Below are 22103 nucleotides of genomic sequence, written 5' to 3'. Positions count from 1 at the left end.
CGTCGGGCCCCGGAACCCCTCCGGGGCGCGGCGCGCACCGCCACGAAGGCCCGTCAGCGCCGGGCCGTGACGGTGCCCTCCACCGCGAACAGCTGCTCCTCGACGTGGTCGAGGGCGAGCCGCAGGGCACCCGTCGCCACCGCCGCCTCCCCGAGCAGGGACAGCGTCACCCCCGGCGGTCGCAGGCAGTAGCGCGCGAGTTCACGGCGCAGCGGTTCCAGTACGCCGTCCAGCCCGGCCGCCCAGCCGCCGATCACCACCAGTTCGGGATCGAGCGCGAGGACGAGCGCCGCCACGTCGTGCACGAGCCGCTGGATGAACCGGTCGACGGCGGCCCGCGCCCGCCGGTCGCCCTCTCGCGCCAGTGCGAACACCTCGGCGACCGCCTGCTCGTCCAGCGGGTGCAGCGGCTCGTGCGTGGTGGACAGCAGCGTCTCCGGCGTCGCCTCCCGGCCCAGCAGATGCAGTGCGCCGATCTCCCCGGCGGCCCCGCCGTAGCCCCGGTGCAGCCGTCCCCCGATCAGGGAGCCGGCGCCCGGGCTCAGCCCCGCCAGCACGTACACGACGTCGTCCGACTCGGTCGCGGCACCCTTCCAGTGCTCGGCGACGGCGGCGGCGTTGGCGTCGTTCTCCACCAGGACCGGGCACCTGAAGGAGCGGCTGAGCCGTGCGCCCAGGCGCAGGCCCGTCCACTGGGGCAGCGCGGTGCCCAGCCGTATCCGGCCGTCGGCCTCCACGATCCCCGGCGTGCCCACCCCCACCGCGCGCAGCGAGCCGCGGGCGACTCCGGCCCGCCGCAGCAGCTCGGCCACCGCGGTCCGCAGCCGCTCCAGGCGCTCGTCCGCGTCCGCCGTCTCCGGGACGTCCTTGGCCTGGGAGCCCAGGATCCGCCCGTCGAGGTCGGCCAGGAGCGCGGCGACGCGGTGCGCCCCGATCTCCAGGCCCAGCAGGTGCCCGGCCTCGGCGCGGAACCGGAACCGCCGCGCGGGCCGCCCCTGCCGTCGGGCGGCGCCCTCCTCGGCCGCCTTCTCGACGACGAGACCGGCCTCGATGAGCCCGTCGACGACGCCCTCGACGGTGGGGCGGGACAGCCCCGTCACCCGGGTGATCTCGGTGAGCGTCGCGCAGTCCGTGGCACGCAGCGCGTGCAGCACCACCGCGGAATTGATCCTTCGCAGCAGCGAGGGATCCCCGCCGGTCAGCCGCCCCACCGTCCGTCCTCCCCGCTCGTGCGCCGTGTGGGCCGGATGCTACTCGGCGGCCCCGGCCCCGGCGAGTGCCGGTCGCCCGGGTGCCGGGCGGGCCCGGCGGATCAGCCCGGAGCGACGAAACCCGACTCGTAGGCGGCGATCACCGCCTGGGTGCGGTCCCGCGCCCGCGTATCCCGCGCAGGCCGCTGCCCCCGCCGGTGTCGGGGAGGCCGGTGGTGAGCGGATTGCGGACCTCCAGGCCGAGGGTGCCGTCGGCGACCCGCACGCGCACCCGGACGGGCACGGAACCCGCGTGCCGGAGCACGTTCGTCAGCGCCTCCTGGAGGATGCGGTAGCCCTCGCGCGAGACCGGGCCGGGAACCGTCTCCAGCGGGCCCGAGAAGTCCGCGTCGACCGTCGCTCCCGAGGCGCGGGCGGACTCCAGCAGACGATCCGCGTCCGTCAGGGTCGGGCGGCCGCTCACGGGCCGCCGCGACTCCCGCAGGATGCCGAGCACGCGTTCCAGATCCTCCAGCGCGGCCCGGCCGGTCTCCTCGATGGCGTCCAGCGCCCGCTCGGTGAACGCCGGGTCGCCGGCCGCGCGCGCGGCGCCCGCCTGCACCACGGCGACGGTCAGCCGGTCTTGCCGACTTCCTGCCCGACCGGGCGGGGCAGGTGGTCCTGCACGGCGACCGGGACGGCAGCCTCGGACCGTGGACGGGGCTCGCGGTGACCGCGCTGTGGACGGCGGCCGCGCTCCTCGCCGGAGCATGGTGCGTCGACCGGCGTGACGCCTGACACCGGGCCAATTGTCAGTGGGGCCCGCTTTACTGGAACGCATGGACATCGCGCACCACCTCGGCGCCATCGACCTGCTGTGCACCCGGGAGTTTCCCGCGGCGCACGGCAGGACGGAGCACGGCGAGAGCGGGCCCGGCTATCACCTGGCCGTATTACAGACCAGCGTGGACTTCTGGGAGGACGACGGCACCGAGCGCGAGGAGACCGAGACACAGTACGAGTTCGACCGGGACGGCCTGGCGGAGCGGCTGACCGAGCGGTGGGGGCCGCCGGACGCGTTCAGCCTGTGGAGCGTCTTCCGGCGGAGCGCGGAGGGCGAGGCGGTCGAGGAGCCGTGGGCGAGCCTGAGCTCGCACGTTCCCGACGTGCTGCTGTGGAAGTCCCCGGAGCGCGGCCGGTGGGTCGCCCTCGGCGTCTCCCGGTGGGACAAGGAGCTGCCCTTCCAACTCCTGGCCCTGATAACGGACATGGACCCGCCGTGACCCCCTAGAGGCGCGCCGCCGCCTCGCGCAGCCTGGCGTACTCCTCCGCCATCGTCGCCGCCGTCCAATGGGCGTTCAGACCGCTCGGGTTGGGCAGCACCCACACACGGGTGTCCCCGATCGTCCGCTCCTGCGGCCCCACCCGGGCCGTGCGGTCGCCGAACGCCGCCCGGTAGGCGGTCACCCCCACCACGGCCAGCCACCCGGGCCGCAGCCGCGTCACCTTCTCCGACAGCAGCCGGCCGCCCTCGACGTACTCCCGAGCGGTCAGCTCGTCGGCCCGCGCCGTCGCCCGCGCCACGACGTTCGTGATCCCGAGCCCGTACGACAGCAGCTCCCGCTGCTCGGCCGGTTTCAGGAGCCCGGGCGTGAACCCGGACAGGTGCAGCACCGGCCAGAAGCGGTTGCCGGGCCGGGCGAAGTGGTGGCCGGTGGCCGCCGTCATCAGCCCCGGGTTGATGCCGCAGAACAGGACGTGCAGGCCGTCCGCGACCACGTCCGGCACCAGACGGTCGCGGGCGGCCTGGAGTTCCGCCGGGGTGAAGCGGGTCAGAGGATCGCCCCCGGGGTGTAGCTCGCGGCCTGAGGGTGCCGCTTGACGAGCTCCTCGATCCGGCCGACCACCACGCCGACCTGGTCGGCCGCCGCGCCGGTGAAGGACAGCCTGTCGGCCATGAGCTGCTCCAGGGCCGCCCGGTCGAGCGGGAGGCGCTCGTCGGCGGCGAGCTTGTCCAGCAGGTCGTTGCGCTCGGCGCCCTGCTCGCGCATCGCCAGCGCCGTCGCGACGGCGTTCTCCTTGATGGCCTCGTGGGCGACCTCGCGGCCGACCCCGGCCCGCACCGCGCCCATCAGCACCTTCGTCGTGGCGAGGAACGGCAGGTAGCGGTCCAGCTCACGGGCGATCACCGCCGGGAAGGCGCCGAACTCGTCGAGGACCGTCAGGAAGGTCTCCAGCAGGCCGTCCAGGGCGAAGAACGCGTCCGGCAGCGCGACCCGGCGCACCACGGAGCAGGAGACGTCGCCCTCGTTCCACTGGTCGCCCGCCAGCTCGCCGGTCATCGAGGCGTAGCCGCGCAGGATGACCATCAGGCCGTTGACGCGCTCGCAGGAGCGGGTGTTCATCTTGTGCGGCATGGCGGAGGAGCCGACCTGCCCGGGCTTGAAGCCCTCGGTCACCAGCTCGTGGCCCGCCATCAGCCGGACGGTCTTGGCCAGCGAGGACGGCGCGGCGGCCAGCTGCACCAGCGCGGTGACGACCTCGTAGTCCAGCGAGCGCGGGTAGACCTGGCCGACCGAGGTGAAGGCCTGCGAGAAGCCCAGGTGACCGGCGATCCGCTGCTCCAGCTCGGCGAGCTTGCCCGCGTCACCACCCAGCAGGTCCAGCATGTCCTGCGCGGTACCGACCGGGCCCTTGATGCCGCGCAGCGGGTAGCGGCCCAGCAGCTCCTCGACCCGGCCGTACGCCACGAGCAGCTCGTCGGCCGCGGTCGCGAAACGCTTGCCGAGCGTGGTGGCCTGGGCGGCGACGTTGTGGGAGCGGCCGGCCATGACCAGCTCGCCGTACTCGGCGGCCAGCTTGGCCAGCCGGGCCAGGACGGCCACCGTGCGGTCGCGCACCAGCTCCAGCGAGAGCCGGATCTGCAGCTGCTCGACGTTCTCCGTCAGGTCCCGGGAGGTCATGCCCTTGTGCACGTGCTCGTGCCCGGCGAGGTCGTTGAACTCCTCGATCCGCGCCTTCACGTCGTGCCGCGTGATCTTCTCGCGCTCGGCGATCGAGGCGAGGTCGACCTGGTCGAGGACGCGTTCGTAGTCGGCGAGCGCCGCGTCGGGAACCTCGATCCCGAGGTCCTTCTGGGCTCGCAGCACGGCGAGCCAGAGCTGCCGCTCCAGCTTCACCTTCTGCTCGGGCGACCAGAGCGTGGCGAGCTCGGCGGAGGCGTAGCGTCCGGCGAGGACGTTCGGGATGCGGGGCTTGGCGGGCGCAGAAGTCACGTGTACGGAGTTTACCGTCCGTCCATACGGGCTCCGCACCGTCCATGTGATGTGGGAACGCACAGGTCAAAGCGTTGGTAGTCGCGGCTCCGCGCGCCCGTCTGTGAGATGAGTGTGAGACGGGCGCAGGATCCATCCGAGGCGGTGACGCTCCGAATTCCCCTCGCATCCGTGTTGCTAAGTAGGAACGGGTGCTGTTAGATGGAGTCATCGGCCCCCGGAAAGGGGGCGGCCCCAACGCGGTGCTACCAACACCGTGAAGGGGCCTGACGGATCACCTGCGTCAACAGGAGAACCGCTATGGCGAATCATGCCATCAGTCAGTCGTCCCTTCCCACGATCCCCGCGCAGCCGACGGCCGCCGACCAGGCGCAGTCCGCGCTTCCGGCCGGCTTCCGGCTGGTGCCCGCCGCGATCGGGCGTCCGGGCAGCGTCCAGACCGCGTGGGTGCCCTGCCCGTCGTGGTGCGTGGTGGACCACTCGGAGCGCGTCGCGTTCATCGAGGACGTCAACCACGAGGGTGAGCACCGGGGCATGTCGCTGTCCCCGTCCCGCGGTGACCGGGTGCCCCTCGAGGTGTACCTGTCGCAGTGGCCGGGCTCCGAGGAGAACGCCCAGACGTACCTGGCCGTGGACCTCGACTACGAGGTGTCGGCCTACGGCCGCACGGCGGCCCTCGCGCTCGCCGACCAGATGGTCGCGTTCGCCGAGGACGTGCGCCGGCTCGCCGGGACGCTGCCCGACGACACCGTCCGCTCGCAGGCCGACGAGGCGCTGCGCCGGGTCCGTGGGGGCCAGGCGTGAGCCGCTTCGAGCTGACCGGGCACGACCGGTACCGGATCGAGGCTGCCCGCCGTGACCTGGCCGCCGCCGAGCGGCTGGACATGTCGGACGACCGGGCGATGGCCCGGACGATCGGCCGCCTCGAGGTCGCGCTCCGGCAGCTGCTGGAGATGGTCGACGAGACGGCCGCCGAGCGCGGCGGGGGCCCGGTGCCCACGGTCGGCCCCACGGGGGTGCAGAACGTCCACGACGACGCGCCGGTGCCCTACGCGGTCGTGCGGCTCGACTACCGGGTTTCCCGGGTGGAGCTGTTCGCCGCGCTGGTGCTGGGCTTCACGGAGACGGACCCGGACCGCGACCCGGACGCGCTCACCGTCGAGGAGATCCGCCGGGACGTTGAGGCGGTGCTGGCCGGCTCTTCCTTCAGCGAGGTGTGGCTGATGGTGGAGCGGCTGGAGCGCGGCGGCTTCAGCGCCGTGCGGGACCGGGGGATGCAGGCCCTGGAGCGGGCCCTGGTCCGCGCGTACCCGGCGGGGGTGGAGTCGTGACCCGCGCGGTGACGCTGGAGACGATGGATCACGGCCTGGTCGAGGTCGAGTGCCCGCCGTGGTGCATCGGCCACGGCTGGCAGATCGGCGCCGGTATCGGCCGGAACGACATCACGCACCGGTCGGTGCGGGTGAAGACCGGCACGGTGACGGAGACCCGCGAGTGGGCGCCGCTGCTGGCGGTGTGGGTGTCGTGGGCGCCGTTCCGTGAGCTGGTGCCGGTCATCTCCCTGGTGCTGGACGCCGAGGGCGACTACCAGGCCGAGGACGGCCGCCACCTCGCCGAGGGCCTGCGCCTGGCCGCATCCCGTATCGAGGCTCTGGCGACGGAGGCGATCCGGCTGCGGGGTGAGGTGTCGTGAGCACCCCGCGCGAGTTGCTGACCGAGGAACAGCGGGCGTTCTTCCAGTGCGCCATCTCGGCCCGGGACGGGCGCCGCTGCTTCTACTGCCGCCGGAACTTCCGGCGCCGGCCGATGCGGCGGAAGACGTTCGACCACTACGTCCCGCACCGGTACTGGCCGGGCTGGGACCTCGACAACCTCGTGTTGGCCTGCGAGCGCTGCAACCTCGCGAAGGCCGACAGCCTGCCGTGGCCGCTGGTGTGGCTGCTGCTGGCCACCTTCACGCAGGACCGTTGGGAGCTGACCGCATGAGCGCGTCCCGCGTCCGCCGGCCGACCGAGGCTGCCGCTCTCGCGCGGACGGTCCGCCGCCCTGAGTACAGCCTGCCGGCGGTGTTCGCCGACATGACGACCGCGCACCGTCTGGGCGACCGTGAGGGGCTGCGGCTCCTCGCCTGCCGGGCCGTGCGCGCGACCTCCCTGGAGGTGGGGGAATGAGCACCGACATCGTGACGGGCCTTCAGGCGCCCGTCCTGGTCCGCACGGAGGTGCCGGGCCGGCCGTTCGCCTGGATCGACCCGACGCCGTACAGGGCCGACGCCAACGGCCATGTGTGGACGTTCAACGAGTCCGAGCCGTGCACGGGGGCGCACTGCCTGCTGTGCTGCGACGACCACAGCCCGGAGGCTGCGGCCCGTCGCTGCGGCGAGGCCGAACTCATCATCGTCGTCAACGAGTGCCGGGCCGCGTGGATCGCGGAGCACCGGGTCGAGGAGGGTCAGCGATGACCATCAACACCGCAGCTCGCACCGCAAGTGCTCCCCGGCCGTACACCTGTCCGCCGTGGTGCGTCATCGAGCACGGGGACAGCACGCCGGAGGACGTGTTCCACCGGTCCGCGTTCGCGTGGCTGGCGCCCAACGACGAGCGCTCGGGGCACCCCGGCCGGTGGGAGCTGAAGGCCCACATCGTCTCCCCGGAGGCGCCGGAGGACGACCTCGACGTGCCGCTGATGGTGGTCGAGACGCAGGACGGTGTGGGCGGCCACTACGTCGAGTTGGACGTCGAGCAGGTCGAGGAGTTCATCCGCCAGGGCAAGGCGTTCCTGGCGCACGTGCAGCAGCTGGGCGAGCAGCTGGCCACGGCCAGCGAGAAGGGGAAGCAGTCATGACGATCTCTCTGGAGCGGCCGGCCGCCGGTACGGCGGACCAGCACGTCAAGCCGTACTACGACATCGTCGACCCCTGCGACGAGCCGCACGCGGTACTCGACCTGCGGGTGCGGGTCTCCCGCGACCTGCTGGCCGCCGCCGTTGAGGACGCCGGCACGGGCTACTACGACGGAGAGAAGCACCCCGACGAGTGGACTGTCGAGGAGGTGCGCGCGTTCGCCATCATGACCATCGCCAACGCGTCGTCGCTGCACCTTCAGCAGAACGCCGTTCTGATGGCGCAGATGGCCGAGCCCGACTTCTACGAGCCCGTCACGCGGGAGTACGTGCTCGCGATCTACCGGGCCGTCGACCGGGCCTTCCCGAAGGCCGACTGAGCCGCAGGTCGAATCCCAAATCCCCCCTCTCTTCGGAGGGGGGTGCGGGGCGGCATCGTCCCAGCATGCTGCTCAAATGCCCCCCTCTCCGGAGGGGGGCATGGGAGGGCCTGAACGGCAGGTGGAATCCCTTCGACTCCGTGCCGCCGAGGGCCGGAAACTCCCAGCGTGCTACCGATCTGTCACCCCTCGGATCTGCGTTGCTCAGACGGCTGCGCAGACGCCCCTCAGGACGGCTCCGCCGCAGCGTCATCGCAAATGCCCCGGCCCTCGACGGGCGGGGAAGTTGCCTGCGTGCGATCCAAATCAAGGCGCCTCGGGCGACGTCCCGCGGCGGCCGTCGACAACCTCCTACCGCCCTTTACCCCCAAGGGGTCCGGCAGACGGCCGGGCCCCGGAGAGGACCCCATGAAACTGTTCCGGCGAGACTGGTCGAGCACGCCGTTCGGCGGCTTCAGCAACAGCCCCGACTGTGACGACTGCGGCGGCCCCTACGAGAACTACGCCGCGACGGATGACATCTGGTACCGGCAGGCTCGGGCCCGCTCGAACACGGTGCTGTGCATCCCGTGTCTGGAGAAGCGGCTCCGCCGTCGGCTCACCGCGGCGGACTTCAAGCCGGAGGCGACCGCCAACGACCCGCGCTCGAGCCAGTGGCGGCACACCGACGTCTTCAAGGACCGGGCCCACGGCTGGACGTACAAGCCGTACTAGCCCGCACCTATGAGGCTCTGCCCCACAGCCGCCCCCGAACCGTGGGCGTATCCCCACGGACGACCGAGGCCCCCCGTACCGTGCCCGACGCAACCGGGCACGGTACGGGGGCCTTTCGGCGTGCCAGGGGGGTCGTGACGGGGTTGTGATTCCGGGCCTCGAGGTCGTGACGGGGTTGTGATTCCGGGCCTCGAGGTCGTGACGCCGTAACGACCCATCACAACCCTCATCACGGCCTCGACCAGGGGAATCACGACCCCGTCACGACCCTGGTCACGGCCTCCGTGACCACCGTGACCATCCAGGTCAGACCCGTGACCCTCACCGTGATTGACCGTGATTCTGGGGCCGGCCACCGTGACGACGCACCGGTGCATCACGGTGGCCGTCACGGTCACGACCTGCGGCGCAACGGTGCTATCACGGACGTCGCCAGGGTGGACATGGGAGGGTTTGCCCCCCGGTCTGTCGGGTGGTCGGAGGGCGGTCGACGGCCCGCTCCGGGTGGTCGGTCGACCGGGTGGCCGCCCTCGTCGACCACCCGACAGACCGGGGCAAACCCACTGCTCTCCACCCTGCTCAGCGACTGCTCACGCTGCTCGACCGCAGGTCACAGCCGCTCAGGCTGCTGCTCACGGCCTGCTCACCGACTGCTCTGAGCAGCCCCTGATCAGGTGGCTGAGCAGCCCTGACCTGCGGCGGAGCATCCGTGAGCAGGTGTCTGAGCAGTGCGGGTACGGGATGGTTTGTCCACCCCGTACCCGCCCCCTCTCAGGTCGCGTTGATGACGGAGATGAGCCGCTGCTGCCCGGCCTGCATGACCTGCTCCGCCTCCCCGCGGACCCGGCCGAGGAACTCGCCGGAGTCGAGGTACAGGTTGCCCTCGAAGTGCGACGGGCCCGAGGCGCCGTCCGCCCCGCGCGCCGCGGCCCCTTGGATCGCGGACCACTGCTGCGGCGTCAGCACTGCCTCCGGCTGGCCGAGCCCGTTGTACATGAGGTTCATGCCGGGTGGCATCCACCCGCCGCTGTCGTAGCCGGCCGGAGGCCGGTTGGCGTTGGCCTGCTGGACGTTGGTGATGTTGCCGTAACGAGCCACGATGTAGCGGATCGCTGCCGCCACGTTCGCCACCGGGTCGAGGATGCCCCTGCTGCGCAGAGACCTCGGGACATAGGCGTTGAACGTCCCCGGGATCGTCTGGGCCAAGCCCTGGCTGGGGTGACCGGCCTTGGCATTGCTGTCCCATCGGTTGATCGCCCGCGGGTTCCAGCCGGACTCGCGCGTGATCAGCGTGTTGAGGCCCGCCTGCCACTGCGCGAGCACGCCGGGCGGAGGAACGTGCGCAGCGGCGAGCGCCTGGCTGATGACAGCCAGGCGGCTGCCTTTCGGGATGACCCCGCCGATCGACGACGCGGACCGCTTGTCACCCTCCTTGCCTGCACCGACCAGCTTGGATACGGCATCCTTCATCAGGCTCTTCAGTAGGCCGACAAACCCTATCTTCCCGCCGGGGATGGCGTCGATCAGCGGGTTGACGACATGCTTCACGCCGGCCTGGACGGCGCCGCCGAAGGTGTCGGCGAGCCACTTCGTTCCCTTCTTCACCTTGTCCCAGGTGCTGCCGAGGACGTCGCCGATGCCGTCGAAGATGCCGCCGCCCTTGAAGCCGAGCATCGAGCGCACGCCGCCGATGCCGCCCTGGCGGGCCGCCGCGTTCATGGCGTTGACGTAGCCGGCCCCGACCGCGCGGGTCCACTCCGGCCGCATGATGGCCTCGCCGCCGCTGAGGGCGACGGGGCCGCGGGTGGAGGGCACCATGTGCACGTCGCGGCCCGGCGTGTAGCCGGGCATGATGCCGCCGGTGGCGAAGCCCTTGATCTCGTCGAGGTGCTTGCCGCCGAAGGCGTCGGTGACCAGGTTCCAGACCTTGCGGATGCCCTTGTTGTAGACCGTGTTGACCACGAATGCGACGGGGATCTTCGCAATGTCCTTGATCTTGTCCCAGGCGGTCTTGATGCCCTTGCGTGCCTCGTCGAATGCGCCGACGATCCTGTTCTTCAGGGTCGTTCCCCAGCCGGGGATCGTCTTCGTGAAGAAATCCCTGATCGGGTAGATGGTCCACCGCTTGATCGACGACCAGATGCTGCTGATGCCGTCCCGCATCGCACCCCAGTGCTTGATGACGTACACGACGGCCAGCCCGATGGGGCCGGTCAGCGCACCCAGGATCCACGGCCAGTTGCGCTTCACCCAGTCCAGGAGCGAGCGGAAGACGCTGGGGATGGTCTTGGTGAAGAAATCGGAGAACGGGCCTGAGAACCAGTCGACGACTGCCTTTCCGCCCGCCTTGATGCCGTCCCAGACAGCCTTCACAGCGTCCCGGAACCAGTCGAAGTGTTTCCACATGTAGAGCACGGCCAGGACGACCGCAGTGATGCCGAGGATGATCCAGCCCCACGGGCCGGCCTTGCTGATGAGCGCGAACGCCTCCATGGCAGCGTTCACCGCCCACTGCCCCAGCGCCCACAGCTTCGTTGCCACGATCAGGCCGTAGATGACCGGGACCAGGCCCGGCACGTTCTGAGCGAGCCAGCCGATGCCCTGCGCGAGGCCGCCGATCACCTTCAGCAGCGGGCCCGAGACGGGGGCCAGGGCGGTACCGATCGACAGGACAGCGCCCGCGATCTTCCCCAGCGTGTCAGCGACGACCGGACCCATCTCCGAGGCGTAGCTGAGGAACTTCTCGAATGCCGGGGAGCCCTTCAGGCTCTTACCCCAGGCGGCGAACTTCTGGGTGATGGTCTGCATCCCGCCGCTGATGCCGTCCATATGCGGCAGGAAGGCGTCAATGATCCCGGCAATGCCGGTCATGACGTTGCCGAACGCCACCCCGAAGCCGATGATCGCAGGCTTCACCGACTTCGTCAGATCCTGGTAGAAGCCCTTCCAGAACGGCGTCTTCAGCTGCGCCGACGCCTTGTCCATCAGCGTCTGGATGGCGCCCGCGGCCTGTAGGACGAACGGCGTCAGCTTCGGCAGAATCCCCGTGATGCCCTGCAAAGCCCGCGTGAAGAGCGGCATCACCGCAGGCTGCAGGCTCTTCGACCAGGCGCCGAATGCGTCCCGCAGATGCAGGTAGGCGTCCATCGTCTGCCGCGCGGCCGGCGTCAGCTTCGCCAGCTCCGCCTGGTACTTCGCTTGCGCCGTGGCCGCCGCGTTCGCGCCGCCCACCGACGACAACTGCGCCTGCTTCAGCTGCCGCTGCGCACTCGCCGCCTGCTCTGCCGCCTGCTGCTGAGCGTTCGCCACGTTCGCCTGCGCGTCCGCGATCCGCTGCTGCGCCTGCGCGATCTGCTGCGCGTTCTGCTGCGCGGTACGCGCCTGATCGGCCTGAGCGTCCTTCAGCGCCCGCGTCCTGTCGGCCACGGCCTGCTGCGCCTGGGCGACCTGCGCCTGAGCGTCCTTGACGGTCTTGGAGCCGTCCACTCCGGCCTTGTTCGCGGCCTTCGTCTCCTTATCCAGCCGCTGCGTCTCGGTCGTCTGTTCCTTCACCCGCTGGACGGCCTGGTCGTAGGCGAGGAGAGCCTTCCGCTTGTCGAGCTCGGTGGCGTTGGCGTTGCTCAGGACAGCATCCCGCTGGGCGGTCGCCTCGGTGAGCGCAATCTCCGCGTCCTGCTGGGACAGCTTCGCGTCCGTGAGCCGGTTGTTCAGGTCCTCCAGCTGCTGTGTGGCCTGCACACGGGCCGCCGTCAGATCCTTCTGAGCCTGCGCCGCCGACTTCTGGGCGTCCGCGAGAGAACGTTCGGCGTCCTCGACGGCACGTGCCGCCTGCTGGGACCTCAGGGACGCCTGAGCCGCCACCTGGGCGGCCTGCTGGCGGGCCTGCGTCACCTGAGCCTGCGCCTGCGCGATCTGCCGGGCCCCATTGCGCTCCGCGGCCGTCACAGCCTGCTGAGCCGATGCCAGCTGCAGAGCCCTCGAGGAGGCCTGCGCCGCAGCCTGTCCGCCGGTTGCCGTCGACTGCGCCGCCGCATCCTGAGCGGCCTTCTGTGCCTGCAGCACCGTGCCGATCTGCTTGATGGCGGGCACCGCCACCAGGGCCAGCGAGCCGATACCCGCGGCAGCAGCCACACCAGCCGCAGCAATCGCCCCCAGCCCCGCGGCCACCACCGGCAGCACGGGGATGATGGCCGGACCGAACGCAATCGCCGCCGTCGTCAGCGCGTTGAAATTCGCGGCGGCCGAGTGCGTGTCCACGTCCACGTCGACCGACTGGCCGTCCAGCCGGTTGATCTCAGCCTGGAACGCGGCCAGCTGTGCTGAGGCGGCCCCAGCATCCACACGAACCTGCACGTTCGCGTCCGACGCGGACAGGCGGGCCAGACGCTCTCGAAGCCGGTCCATAGCCGCAAACGCGTCCGCCTCGGACACGTCGATACCTATCCGCACATCCCGCAGCGCCTGGAGCTGCGTGCGGATCTGCGCGATCTCACGGTCCGCGTCCGAGCTGTTCGCGTGCAGCCGTACCTCGGGCAGGTCCCGCAGCGCCGCTTCCAGCCGGCCCTTGAAGCTGCGGGCGAACGCGCTGCCCGTCGCCGTGCCCTGCCGGGCCGCGGGCGCCTGCGCCTGACGGCCGCCGTTCTGGATGCCGTCCCGGACAGCACCCTGAAGACCGGCCTGCACGTACCGGCCGATCACCCGGCCGATCTCGTCGCCGACCCGGGAAGCGGCCGGCTCAAGGCCCGCACGCATACGGGCGTAGATGTTCCTGGTGTTCGGGATGACGTCGACCTCGACGGATCCCACGCTGATAGCCATGGCTGCCCCTTTCGGCAGTCCGTTCGGCGCGGGCCTGAAAGGGTCGAGAGAAGATCGTTAACGCAGTTTGATCGGCCGGGACCGGTGCACGGTCGTGCCGCGGTTCACCCTGGGGCGGGAGCCCTGCCCCGGCTCCTCCCGGACCGGGCTCGTATTCGAAACCTGGCCGGGCTCAGGTTTCGAAGCCGTGAGCAGGTCGGGCTCTGGAGGGGTGACCCGCTCGGGCAGGGCGCGCTCATCGACACCCCGCTCGGCGGCCCACGCCCGCCGGGCCTGCCGCCAGTCGAACAGCCCCAGGTACCAGCAGCTGTACCAGGGCGCCAGATCATCCGGCTCCGGCTCCGGCCGCCAGTCCCGCCAGTCGTAGCGGGCCAGCTCCTCCGGCACGCCCCCGGAAGCCGACAGACGGCGCTTCACGAGACGGACCGCACACCGTAGGAGCCGCGGGCAGCACCGCGACGCTGCGGCCGGCCGTCCTCCTCGCCCGACGGCATCCGCAGCGAAGCCAGCAGCCGGGCCAGCACCAGAGACTGCTGCCGGTGCTCCGTGATCCAAGGGGCCGTCACCTGCTCCCCCTTGGCGTTGAACACGGTCAGCTCCGCGCCCTCCGCCCGGCGGGCCAGCCGGTCCAACAGGTCCGCTGTACGGCACGCCTGCAGCAGCAGCAGCTGCTCGTGCACGTCCAGGTCGAAGTCGCCGGCCACCGACTCCCACAGTCGGGTGCCCGACTCGTCCAGGCCGACGGGCACGGGCGTTACGGATGCAGCGCTCTGACCTGCGGCGATGTTCAGATGGGTCATGGTCGGTACCTCCTAGGTCCCTGACAGACTGTCAAGGCGTTGGGCATTCCCGCAGGTCAGCGGGGGTCTAGGGAGCGTTTCAGGGTTCGGCCACAGTCAGGGGCTATACCTTGCCGATCCCCGCAGGGGCCGGTAGGCCCCCACCCCCCAGGGTCGAGCGGGTGCCCCGGACGACGCGCGGCCGTCCGGGGCGGTCGGCGCTGGTGCGGCTTGGCTGGTAGCCCGAGAGCGCCGCACCATCGGTCTCAGTGATCGTCATGCCTGCGAACCTGAGTGCCGTTGACGCCGAGTTCATGGGTCACGCTGCCAGCGACCGCTGCACGCGTGACAGGGCAGACGACAGCCTGCCTCCGTGGAGCCTGGTGACCTCGGCGTCCCGCCATGCCTGCACCTGCTCGGCCCGCTCCCGTACCTGACCCGGTGTGGCCAGGCTCAGGGTGATGGGCTCGGCGCGCACGAGGTGCACCCATCGGGCGACAGGCTGGTGCTTGAGCTCCCGCCACTCGGCGAGCAGTGGAGCGAGCTCCTTCCACCTGCCTGCCATCACCTCCTCGACGGTGGGCTCGGGCAGGTAGGCGATGGCGTACAGGGCGTTGTCCTGGCCGCCGTCGTGGCCGCCTGCTCGGGCGATGGTGTTGCGGTCGGCCACCAGCTGGTCGAGCTGTACCGCCGCTGCCTCCGCCCGCTGGTAGGGGGCGGTGACGGCCGTGTCCGTCCAGGTGATCCGCTCGGTGCGCACGTCGTCGGGCAGCTGCCCGGCGGCCTGCGCGAGAGCCGCAGTGAGGGCCTGGAACTCTTCGTTCATGCCGGAGATCCAGTCGGGCACGGCGTCGGCCACAGCAGCGGCGTAGGCCTGCTCGGCGTCGTCGGCGAACTGGGCGGCGGCCGTGCGGGTGAGGGCGGCCTGCTGCATCTGCAGGGCGTACTCGGCGATGGCCTGCTCGACGCCGGCCGGGTCGGTGGGCAGCGCGGGCCGGGCCGGGGTGGCGAGACGCTGGGCGCGGGCCACGGCGTCGCGGACGGCCGCTGCCTTCTGCACGGGCTTGGGGATGACCAGGCGGCGCCGCTCGGCGGCCTCGACGGCTTGCAGGTGCGTGGTCACGCGACCTCCCCTCCGAAGGTGGCGGCGGCGGCCTGCGCGTCGGCGTCGGCCAGGCGCGGGCTGTAGCCGCTGCCGAAGGCGGGCCGGGCGGGCTCCTCGCCGTCCAGGGCGGTCTGGGCGAGCCGGTCGAGCTCCCACGGGCTGGCCGTGGCCATGCCGGGCGGGGTGGGCACCATCGACCCGAAGCTGTGGGCGAGCTGGTATTCCCTGCTGTCGGGGTCGGGCAGGGCGTTGAACTCCTCGACGGACCGCCGGAAGTGCGGCCGGGCGTCGGCGTAGGCGTTGAGGACGTCGCTCCAGCCCCACTCGTTGGCGCGCTTGGCGATCGCCTGGGCGAGGATGCCGTCGCCCTGCTCCAGAGCGTTCTGGAGCGCCGTCTGCGCGGTGCGCGGGTCGTCGAGTTCGTTGGCCCGGTCGGTGGCGCCGCGGCGGGCGAGGAGCGTGTTGGGGTCGCTGCTGTCGGCGTGCCCGAACATGTGCCGCTGGAGGCCGGCCCGCCGGTCGCGGATCTGCTGCGTCTCGGCGGCGGCGAGCTGCTCGACAGCCTGCTGAGCTTCCTTGTACGCCTTCGCGGCGAGCACCCGCTTGGCGTGGTCGCTGTAGGAGCGGCTTGCCTGGATGCGGTCGAGCTTGGCGTTGTACGCGGTGATGATCTGTTCGCGGGTCATGAGGTGCTTCCTTCGGTTGCTGCGGTGCGGGCGATCTCCTGGGTTTCGTCGATGGCCCGCTGAACGGCGTGAGGGGGGAACGTTTCGCGGATGAGGCCGGCCATGGCGAGGATGGAGCCTTCACAGGCGGCCATGACCATCTCGGGCGGCAGGGTGTGCAGGAGGAGCCGGAGACCGGTCTCGTCGTCGCGGAGGGCCGCCGCGGTGGCGAGGGCCGCTGTCCGCAGGTACTGGGCTTCGGTCGTCATGCGTCCTCCCCCGGGATGCTGGGGACGCCGCGGCGGCGGGGGCACTGGTCGAGGTGGCTGTTGCCGCAGGACGCCCGTTTGCGGCAGAGGGCCGTGCCACAGCCGAGCGGGCACCGCTGGTAGGTGCCGCGCCGCTGCGGGCGGGCGCACTGCCCGCAGTAGATCCGCTTCAGCTTCGCCCTGTGCCGTGCCGCGACGCCGGCCTGCCGGTTGGCGTCGAGCTCGGCCCGCTGCTGCCTCTGCTGCTGCCGCTTGTTCCTCGCCGCGGCTATCGCGGCCTGCACCTGCTGATCCACGTGGGAGGTCACTCGGTCACCACCGTGACGCCGCGCTCCGGACCCTCAGTCCGGTACCACTCGAACGTGGTGAGGGCGTGGCCGTTGACCACGAACACGGGCTGGACGTCGGTGTCCATGCCGTCAGCGTCCACGTAGCTGCAGACGACCGCCCAAGCGACGACGGGGAACGTGTCGTTGGGCAGGTCGGAGATCTTCACAACGGTGCCGGGGGATGCGGCTGTGAGGGAGAGGGGGCTTCCTGCTGTGAACTTCACGGTGACTCCTGGTCTGTGGTGGCTGCCAGAGAGGGCAGCAACGGGAGGAAGTGGGGGGCTCCGGTCGGCTCGTGGCCGACTGCTTCGTCTCTCTACACACGCTGGGAGGTGATGAAATTGGTGATATTGGATCTGACCTGCTGTTTTGTAGTGACGAGATTGGTGACGAGATTGGGAGTCGGGGTGACGAGATTGGTGAAATTGGGCCGTCAATCTCGTCACTCAATCTCGTCAATCTCGTCACCCCCCTGATCTTGTGGAACCGCAGGTCAGGCCCAATCCCGTCAATCCCGTCAATCACGTCAGCGTGTGTCTAGGGACGTCGGCAGGGACCAGATGGCGCGCTTCTCCTTCCCGAAGCCGAGGTTGGTCGAGGTGAGCTTCAGGCGCCTCTTGGCGCGGTCCATGGCGGATGCGCTGAACCCTGCTTCCTTGGCGTGCTGCTTGATCTCCTTGGCGTCCGCTTCGCCGCCGAGGTCGGTGAGGTACTCGCGCAGCCACACGGCTGCCTCGTTGGTCTCCTCGCGGCCGACGTCGGGTTCGTTCTCGTTGCGCATGACCTCCCTGACGGAGGTGGTGACCTCGTCGCCGAGGACGAACCGGGAGACGTAGGACGGCCCTTCGGGGGTGTCGATGGTCACCGGCTGGATCGCGTACTCGTGGGAGGGCAGCCCGAGCCGTCCGAGGTTGTTCTTCTCCAGCGACATGACGAGGCGCTCGTCGCCCTGCTCGTCCTCGTGGCGGGCGAACGCGATCAGGCAGCGGATCAGCTGCCCGAAGGCGCCCGACCCGGCCACCCGGGCGAGGGGATCAGAGCCGCCGGCCTTGGTGAAGTGGGCCAGGCCGAGGATTGTGAACCGGTGCCGGTCGGCTGCGTCGACGAGGGGCTCCAGCGCCTGCCGGACTTCAGCGGCCCGGTAGTCGTTGATGGTCTTGTCGATGTACGACAGCAGCGGGTCCATGACGAGCAGGGCGACGCTGTGCGCTTCGGCCTCCTTGCCGAGGAGCGATGTGTCTACGGGGAGGGAGAGGCGCGCGTGCGGCTCCTCGTCGTCCTGCACGCTGACGTGGAAGACGAGTTCCATGTCGGCGTCGGCCGCGATGAGCCGGGGCGCAATGGTGTACGCCCACGAGTCCTCGGCCGCCGCGTAGATGACCGGCCGGGGCTTGCCGTACAGCTCCCCGGGCAGCAGGCCGCGGGTGATCTGGGCGGTGAGCCAGACCGCATACTGCGACTTGCCGAGTCCGGGCCCGCCAGCCGCGAGGACGAGGGAGTGCATTGGGATCCGGCCGTGCGACGTGGGCGTCGCGCCCTCGGGGGTCGTGTCCCACAGCCAGCGGACCGGGCGAATCTTGATTCCGGAGGCGGGCCGCAGCAGCAGACCACGCTTCTGCGGCTGCAGCTGCTCGGTTCCTTGCACGACGGTGAGGCGGGGCTCATCGGGTACACCTCCCTCCCAGCCCGGGGGCCACATATCGGGGTGAGTCACGCGGCCTCCTGGTGGGTGTCGCGGTGCGTGAGGTACCGGCCGGGCTGGCCCGGTACGCGGATGGGCGGCCAGCCGGGCGTGGCCTGCAACTGGTGCGGGGGCTGAGGCTTGGCGAGCCGGTCGAGTTCTGCTCGGCTGCGGTGCCCGACGAGGTTGGGCGTCCGTCCCAGCTGCTTCAGCCAGGTGATGAGCTCTTCCTCGTCGCCGTACTTGCGCCACATTTCGGCGGCCTCGAGGGCGCCTGCCAACCGACGGGGGTCGTCGGGGTCGAGGGCCACCCATTCGGGGCTGCCGTACTTGGGGAAGTCCCGGTCGAGCCATGCGGTCTTGGCGTTGGCCCACAGCGCGGCGAACTCTCCCGGCTCCACTTCGGGGGCGGTGACCGGATCAGTAGTCCGGTCGTCCTGGCCGCAGCCCGCGGCCGTGCAGTCGAGGGGATCCCGGTGGCCGCAGTCGAGCGGTTCGCACCGTCCGGCGGCTTCGCGTCGGCGCCGCACCTGCTCTACGATGGGCGAAGCTTCGCCCGCCGCGAGGTTTCCACGGTCCCTAGGTGATTCCAGCACCTGGGGGCCGTTCTCGTCCGTGGTCATGCGGCTTCCGTCTCCCCCTCCGGCGTCTTGTGGGTTTCGCCGGACAGCAGGCGGACCAGGTCTGCGGTGATGACTACGTGCCGCGTGCCGAGAGGGATCGTCTTGACGGGGCTGTCGCCGCGCTTGACGCGTTCGTACAGATGGGCCCGGCTGCAGCCGATCGCGCGGGCGGCTTCGGTCACGCTGACCGTGGCGGGCCACTTGCGGACCTCGGCGAGCGTGGGCTGAGACGGCTTCTTCACGCTGCCCTCCCCGGGGTGACCGTGCATTCGGCGAGGAACTGTTCGATGGCGCTGCGCCGGTAGAACACGCGGCCAGCGCGTCCCCTCCCGGTCTTCAGGTACGCGGGGCCTTCGCCCCGCCAGCGCCGTTCTGCGAGCGCCGATGTCGACCCGAGGACGGGGTACTGCTCGGCGACCTGCTTCGGTGACAGGAACTCTTCCTGCACGCGAACCCTCCTTTCAGCATCATTCGTTGCTAAAGTGCATCATCTGTTCCTAGAATGCACCCATGGAGACTCTAGCACCCCAGACCGGCTGTGCAACAAGGTCAGAGCTGTTGCTTAACCTGCTTCCTATGGCAGAGCAGCAGCGCGGGCGTCGCGCTATCGAGGTAGGCCCCACCGGACAGGCCGTCGCGGCGAACATCGCCCGCTTGCGCGAACGTCGAGGACTCACCACCCGTCAGCTGTCCGGCGAGCTTGAGCGCGCCGGCCGTAGCATCCCCGCTTCGGGGATCACGCGCATGGAGAAGGGCGAACGCGTCGTCACCGCAGACGAACTCGTTGCTCTCGCCGTCGCTTTCGGCGTCAGCCCGTCGGCGCTGCTGCTGCCGCTCACGGACAGGAGCAGCGACCCCGTGGAGGTGACGGGCGGGGGCACCGTGTCTGCTGGCGACGCTTGGTCGTGGGCGAACGGCGAGCGCCCGCTCCGATTCTCAGAGGGGGCCGAGCGCAGGGAGATGGTCGAGCACCAGCTGTACGGCCGACCGCAGTGGTTGTACGAGCGCAGCCCGGAGCGACTGCAGGCGAAGCGGCAGTTCTTCGAGCAGTTGGCCGACTGGGGCGCTGTCGACCTGGACGTCGTCAAGCGAACCGACCCGGCGCCGTGGGAGGACAGGAAGAGCGACGATGCCTGACCCGAAGCGGATCGTCCTGCAGAGTGGCAAGGTGCGCTATCGCGCGGTTGTCGACGCCGGCCGCGACGAGAACGGCAAGCGGGTTCAGCTCACGATCACGCGGGACACGAAGACCGAGGTCAAGGAGGAGTGCGCCCGGATCATCGCCGAGCGGTCCGCGGGTACCTTCATCGCCCCCAACAAGATCACGCTGGGGGAGTGGCTGGATGAGTGGCTGGAGTTCAAGCGGCGGGACGTCGAGGAGACGACGATCCGCACGTACCGGCTCGCCCTGGTCCACGTGCGCGAGCGCCTCGGGCACATCCGACTGCAGGAACTGACCGAGGACCATGTTCGGGACTTCATTGACGGCCTGGTGGCCAGCGGCCGCCGCAAGGGCGGTGCCCCCGGCTCACGGCTCGCCGTGTCCTATGTCGAGGGTGTCCTGACCAGGCTGCGGGAGGCGCTCAGCCGGGCTGTGGTCCGCCGACTCATTGCCGTCAGCCCTGCCATGCACGTCCGTGTCGCGCTGGCCGACAAGAAGACGGACAAGCGGGAGCGGGACCGGCCGAAGCCGTGGACGGTCGAGGAGGTGCAGCGGTTCATCAAAGGCATCGAGGGCGATCGGTTGTACGCGCCGATGCTGCTGTCCCTGATGGGCCTGCGGCCAGCCGAAGTGTGCGGTCAGCGATGGGCGGACATTGACTTGCAGCTGGGCACGCTGGAGATGACGAACACCCGGACGATGGTCGGCAACGTCAAGGTGCTGGAGAAGGATGCGAAGACGGCAGCTGGGGAGCGCGTTCTGCCGCTGCCATCGAGGGCGCTGGAGGCGCTGAAGCGGCTTCGTGCTCAGCAGGCCCGGGAGAAGCTGGCCGCGGGGGAGGCGTACACCGATACCGGGTACGTCGTCGTCAACGAGCTGGGCATGGCGGTGAACACGCGGCAGCTGCGAGAGCACGCGTACCGGGCGATGCGCAGGATCGGCCTGCGGCAGGTTCGTCTGTACGACGCCCGGCACTCCTGCCTCACCTACCTGGCCGTCAACGGCGTCCCCGACGTCGTCCTGGCCGCGTGGGCGGGGCATACGAACGCCTCGTTCACCAAGCGTAAGTACGTCCACGTGGCGGCCGAGGACATGAGGGCCGCGGCGGCAGCGTGGGACAGCTTCCACGGAGGTGAGCAGAAGACCCCCGTGTGAGAGATCGTGAGAAACGATCTCCGCTAGTCCAGAGAAAACACCTGTTGACCTGCGGTGAATCATCGCAAGGCAGAACAGTGTACGGATTCTACTGGCGATTCGTGCAGGCCAGCGCCACGGTCCGGTTCGGCGGAAGCTACGAGACCCAGGTCACGCCGCTCGCGTCACCGGTCGTGGCCGGCACGTCCGTGTGCGATCACCCGGGTGGCCGCGGGGACGCTACTGGGCCGGGCCCTCGTACGGCAGCAGCTCGGGCCGCTTGGCGGGGAGGCCGTCGCCGGAGGAGCGGCCGGTCAGCCGCCGCCCTATCCAGGGCAGCAGGTGCTGCCGGGCGAACCGTGCGTCCGCCATGCGCCGGGTGACCCAGCCCGGCGGCACGGTGGCCGCCATCGGAGTCCGCCATTCCGGGTCCTCGGCTTCGAGGCCGAGCGTCTGCCAGACGGCCTCGGCGACCCGGCGGTGCCCCTCGGCGGTCAGATGCAGCCGGTCCACGTCCCACAGCCGGGGGTCGGCCAGTGAGGGCGCCCCGTACAGGTCGACCACCAGCGCGCCGTGCCGTGCGGCGAGCTCGTCGACACAGGCGAACAGCTCCTCCATCCGCGGCCGGAACCGCTCGAGGACCGGACCCTGCCGGCCGGGGCTGCGCATCAGCACCAGCTGCTTGCACGAGGGCGCCAGCCGCTCCACGGCCTCCGTGAGCAGCCCCCGTACCCGTCCCATGTCGCACTTGGGCCGCAGCGTGTCGTTGAGACCGCCCACCAGCGTGATCACGTCGGCCCCCATGGCGGCCGCCACGGGTACCTGCTCGTCGACGATCTGTCCGATCAGCTTGCCGCGCACCGCGAGGTTGGCGTACCGGAATCCGGGGCTCCGGGCGGCCATCCGCGCGGCGAGGAGGTCGGCCCAGCCCCGGTAGGAGCCGTCGGGCAGCAGGTCCGACATGCCTTCGGTGAAGGAGTCCCCGACGGCGACGAGGCTGGTGTGTGCGGGAGGGGGCGCGGCATTCGTCTGCATGGCGACAGCGATGCTATCCCGGCTCCCTACCCGCCGGTCGGGGGGCCCCGCCGGGGGCCCCGGCCCCCGGCCCCCCCCGGCCCCCGCGCGCAGACCCCCGACG

28 protein-coding genes and 2 pseudogenes are annotated in these 22103 nt (G+C 70.7%); 13 read left to right on the top strand and 17 right to left on the bottom strand.

The annotated features are described in order from the left end of the window. Positions 1 to 53: 53 nt before the first annotated feature. Together ABZX30_RS28885 and ABZX30_RS28880 are read right to left on the bottom strand one after the other, a co-directional pair. Positions 54 to 1211 carry an ROK family transcriptional regulator gene (locus tag ABZX30_RS28885; protein ID WP_355938498.1) on the bottom strand — a complete coding sequence of 386 codons (1158 nt, stop codon included), beginning with the start codon at positions 1209 to 1211 and terminating at the stop codon, positions 54 to 56. A gap of 160 nt (positions 1212 to 1371) precedes the next feature. Continuing rightward, positions 1372 to 1827, bottom strand: a pseudogene (locus ABZX30_RS28880) (two-component sensor histidine kinase); the annotation flags it as partial. Between ABZX30_RS28880 and ABZX30_RS28875 the strand changes: the two are divergent. Beyond that, a pseudogene (locus tag ABZX30_RS28875) lies at positions 1824 to 1988 on the top strand (ABC transporter permease); the annotation flags it as partial. The pseudogenes ABZX30_RS28880 and ABZX30_RS28875 sit on opposite strands and share 4 nt — an antisense overlap. A 41-nt stretch (positions 1989 to 2029) precedes the next feature. Further along, the gene (locus tag ABZX30_RS28870) at positions 2030 to 2473 is read left to right on the top strand and encodes a hypothetical protein (RefSeq protein ID WP_355938496.1); all 444 of its coding nucleotides are present in this window, start codon (positions 2030 to 2032) and stop codon (positions 2471 to 2473) included. Positions 2474 to 2477: 4 nt separating this feature from the next. On the opposite strand, the gene mug is transcribed toward ABZX30_RS28870, so the two are convergent. Beyond that, the gene (mug, locus tag ABZX30_RS28865; RefSeq protein WP_355938522.1) at positions 2478 to 3026 is read right to left on the bottom strand and encodes a G/U mismatch-specific DNA glycosylase; all 549 of its coding nucleotides are present in this window, start codon (positions 3024 to 3026) and stop codon (positions 2478 to 2480) included. Beyond that, on the bottom strand, positions 3023 to 4465 hold the full coding sequence (gene purB, locus ABZX30_RS28860) for an adenylosuccinate lyase (RefSeq protein ID WP_355938494.1): 1443 nt from the start codon (positions 4463 to 4465) through the stop codon (positions 3023 to 3025). The genes mug and purB overlap by 4 nt, the downstream gene beginning before the upstream one ends. A 300-nt stretch (positions 4466 to 4765) precedes the next feature. On the opposite strand from purB, the gene ABZX30_RS28855 reads away from it, so the two are divergent. The 9 genes from ABZX30_RS28855 to ABZX30_RS28815 all read left to right on the top strand — a co-directional run bounded on the left by ABZX30_RS28855 (position 4766) and on the right by ABZX30_RS28815 (position 8400). Then, on the top strand, positions 4766 to 5269 hold the full coding sequence (locus ABZX30_RS28855) for a hypothetical protein (RefSeq protein WP_355938492.1): 504 nt from the start codon (positions 4766 to 4768) through the stop codon (positions 5267 to 5269). Then, positions 5266 to 5796: a hypothetical protein gene (locus ABZX30_RS28850; protein ID WP_355938490.1), complete on the top strand. Its 531-nt coding sequence runs from the start codon at positions 5266 to 5268 to the stop codon at positions 5794 to 5796. Before ABZX30_RS28855 ends, ABZX30_RS28850 begins: the two co-directional genes overlap by 4 nt. Continuing rightward, positions 5793 to 6158, top strand: a complete 366-nt coding sequence (locus ABZX30_RS28845) for a hypothetical protein (RefSeq protein ID WP_355938489.1) — start codon at positions 5793 to 5795, stop codon at positions 6156 to 6158. Before ABZX30_RS28850 ends, ABZX30_RS28845 begins: the two co-directional genes overlap by 4 nt. Beyond that, a complete protein-coding gene (locus ABZX30_RS28840) occupies positions 6155 to 6451 on the top strand; it encodes an HNH endonuclease (protein WP_355938487.1) in 297 nt (98 codons plus the stop codon). Before ABZX30_RS28845 ends, ABZX30_RS28840 begins: the two co-directional genes overlap by 4 nt. Then, positions 6448 to 6636, top strand: a complete 189-nt coding sequence (locus ABZX30_RS28835) for a hypothetical protein (RefSeq protein WP_355938485.1) — start codon at positions 6448 to 6450, stop codon at positions 6634 to 6636. Before ABZX30_RS28840 ends, ABZX30_RS28835 begins: the two co-directional genes overlap by 4 nt. Then, a complete protein-coding gene (locus ABZX30_RS28830) occupies positions 6633 to 6926 on the top strand; it encodes a hypothetical protein (protein WP_355938483.1) in 294 nt (97 codons plus the stop codon). Before ABZX30_RS28835 ends, ABZX30_RS28830 begins: the two co-directional genes overlap by 4 nt. Next, positions 6923 to 7309, top strand: a complete 387-nt coding sequence (locus ABZX30_RS28825) for a hypothetical protein (RefSeq protein ID WP_355938481.1) — start codon at positions 6923 to 6925, stop codon at positions 7307 to 7309. Before ABZX30_RS28830 ends, ABZX30_RS28825 begins: the two co-directional genes overlap by 4 nt. Next, entirely contained in the window at positions 7306 to 7686 is a 381-nt protein-coding gene (locus tag ABZX30_RS28820; RefSeq protein ID WP_355938479.1) for a hypothetical protein, read from the top strand. The genes ABZX30_RS28825 and ABZX30_RS28820 overlap by 4 nt, the downstream gene beginning before the upstream one ends. Before the next feature lie 408 nt (positions 7687 to 8094). Continuing rightward, positions 8095 to 8400: a hypothetical protein gene (locus ABZX30_RS28815; protein WP_355938477.1), complete on the top strand. Its 306-nt coding sequence runs from the start codon at positions 8095 to 8097 to the stop codon at positions 8398 to 8400. 771 nt (positions 8401 to 9171) lie between these two features. On the opposite strand, the gene ABZX30_RS28810 is transcribed toward ABZX30_RS28815, so the two are convergent. From ABZX30_RS28810 to ABZX30_RS28755, 12 genes are all read right to left on the bottom strand, one after another. Then, positions 9172 to 13218, bottom strand: a complete 4047-nt coding sequence (locus ABZX30_RS28810; protein ID WP_355938475.1) for a hypothetical protein — start codon at positions 13216 to 13218, stop codon at positions 9172 to 9174. Between the two features lie 57 nt (positions 13219 to 13275). Next, on the bottom strand, positions 13276 to 13635 hold the full coding sequence (locus ABZX30_RS28805) for a hypothetical protein (protein ID WP_355938473.1): 360 nt from the start codon (positions 13633 to 13635) through the stop codon (positions 13276 to 13278). Then, complete coding sequence (locus tag ABZX30_RS28800; protein WP_355938471.1) at positions 13632 to 14018, bottom strand: hypothetical protein; 387 nt, start codon at positions 14016 to 14018, stop codon at positions 13632 to 13634. Before ABZX30_RS28800 ends, ABZX30_RS28805 begins: the two co-directional genes overlap by 4 nt. 298 nt (positions 14019 to 14316) lie before the next feature. After that, on the bottom strand, positions 14317 to 15120 hold the full coding sequence (locus ABZX30_RS28795; protein ID WP_355938469.1) for a hypothetical protein: 804 nt from the start codon (positions 15118 to 15120) through the stop codon (positions 14317 to 14319). Then, positions 15117 to 15788 carry a hypothetical protein gene (locus ABZX30_RS28790; RefSeq protein WP_355938467.1) on the bottom strand — a complete coding sequence of 224 codons (672 nt, stop codon included), beginning with the start codon at positions 15786 to 15788 and terminating at the stop codon, positions 15117 to 15119. The genes ABZX30_RS28795 and ABZX30_RS28790 overlap by 4 nt, the downstream gene beginning before the upstream one ends. Beyond that, positions 15785 to 16036 carry a hypothetical protein gene (locus tag ABZX30_RS28785; RefSeq protein ID WP_355938465.1) on the bottom strand — a complete coding sequence of 84 codons (252 nt, stop codon included), beginning with the start codon at positions 16034 to 16036 and terminating at the stop codon, positions 15785 to 15787. Before ABZX30_RS28785 ends, ABZX30_RS28790 begins: the two co-directional genes overlap by 4 nt. Then, positions 16033 to 16344, bottom strand: a complete 312-nt coding sequence (locus tag ABZX30_RS28780) for a hypothetical protein (RefSeq protein ID WP_355938464.1) — start codon at positions 16342 to 16344, stop codon at positions 16033 to 16035. The genes ABZX30_RS28785 and ABZX30_RS28780 overlap by 4 nt, the downstream gene beginning before the upstream one ends. Further along, the gene (locus ABZX30_RS28775; RefSeq protein ID WP_355938462.1) at positions 16341 to 16589 is read right to left on the bottom strand and encodes a hypothetical protein; all 249 of its coding nucleotides are present in this window, start codon (positions 16587 to 16589) and stop codon (positions 16341 to 16343) included. Before ABZX30_RS28775 ends, ABZX30_RS28780 begins: the two co-directional genes overlap by 4 nt. Before the next feature lie 302 nt (positions 16590 to 16891). Further along, positions 16892 to 18010 carry an AAA family ATPase gene (locus ABZX30_RS28770; RefSeq protein WP_355938460.1) on the bottom strand — a complete coding sequence of 373 codons (1119 nt, stop codon included), beginning with the start codon at positions 18008 to 18010 and terminating at the stop codon, positions 16892 to 16894. Positions 18011 to 18075: 65 nt separating this feature from the next. Further along, a complete protein-coding gene (locus ABZX30_RS28765) occupies positions 18076 to 18669 on the bottom strand; it encodes a hypothetical protein (RefSeq protein ID WP_355938458.1) in 594 nt (197 codons plus the stop codon). Further along, entirely contained in the window at positions 18666 to 18911 is a 246-nt protein-coding gene (locus tag ABZX30_RS28760) for a DNA-binding protein (protein WP_355938456.1), read from the bottom strand. Before ABZX30_RS28760 ends, ABZX30_RS28765 begins: the two co-directional genes overlap by 4 nt. After that, a complete protein-coding gene (locus ABZX30_RS28755) occupies positions 18908 to 19117 on the bottom strand; it encodes a DNA-binding protein (RefSeq protein WP_355938454.1) in 210 nt (69 codons plus the stop codon). The genes ABZX30_RS28760 and ABZX30_RS28755 overlap by 4 nt, the downstream gene beginning before the upstream one ends. 128 nt (positions 19118 to 19245) lie before the next feature. Here ABZX30_RS28755 and ABZX30_RS28750 point away from each other — a divergent pair, with 128 nt between their 5' ends. Continuing rightward, complete coding sequence (locus tag ABZX30_RS28750) at positions 19246 to 19806, top strand: helix-turn-helix transcriptional regulator (RefSeq protein ID WP_355938452.1); 561 nt, start codon at positions 19246 to 19248, stop codon at positions 19804 to 19806. Continuing rightward, a complete protein-coding gene (locus tag ABZX30_RS28745) occupies positions 19799 to 20986 on the top strand; it encodes a tyrosine-type recombinase/integrase (RefSeq protein ID WP_355938450.1) in 1188 nt (395 codons plus the stop codon). The genes ABZX30_RS28750 and ABZX30_RS28745 overlap by 8 nt, the downstream gene beginning before the upstream one ends. A 219-nt stretch (positions 20987 to 21205) precedes the next feature. Here the strand turns inward: ABZX30_RS28745 and ABZX30_RS28740 are convergent, their stop codons facing one another. Further along, positions 21206 to 22000 (bottom strand): SGNH/GDSL hydrolase family protein, encoded by a 795-nt coding sequence (locus tag ABZX30_RS28740; RefSeq protein WP_355938448.1) that lies wholly within the window; start codon positions 21998 to 22000, stop codon positions 21206 to 21208. Positions 22001 to 22103: the final 103 nt, after the last annotated feature.

The organism is Streptomyces sp. NPDC004542 (assembly GCF_040610035.1).
GTDB lineage: Bacteria > Actinomycetota > Actinomycetes > Streptomycetales > Streptomycetaceae > Streptomyces.
The sequence above is the reverse complement of the archived record's forward strand: the minus strand, read 5'-3'. Positions and strand labels throughout refer to the sequence as shown.